This window comes from Streptococcus pseudopneumoniae (assembly GCF_001072925.1).
GTDB lineage: Bacteria > Bacillota > Bacilli > Lactobacillales > Streptococcaceae > Streptococcus > Streptococcus pseudopneumoniae_Q.
Map to the genome: position 1 here is coordinate 1 of NZ_JVHE01000043.1, position 224 is coordinate 224.

Here is a 224-nt window from a genome sequence, read left to right on the forward strand (position 1 = left end):
CTTTTTCAGACTGTCTTTAAGACATTTCTCAAGGACAAAGAGAAAATTGTCAACGCCCTTCAACTGCCCTACTCAAACGCAAAACTAGAGGCTACCAATAATCTCATTAAGGTCATCAAGCGCAATGCTTTTGGCTTCCGGAACTTTGAAAACTTTAAAATTAGAATCCTCATTGCTTTGAATATCAAAAAGGAGAGAACCAAGTTGGTCCTCTCCAGGTTATA

The 224-nt window shown here is 38.4% G+C and carries 1 protein-coding gene; it reads left to right on the plus strand.

Annotated features, from left to right (window positions below):
• Nucleotides 1-224 (plus strand): ISL3 family transposase (locus ADH81_RS01870; RefSeq protein ID WP_049526094.1); only part of this gene is annotated, 224 nt, incomplete at both ends.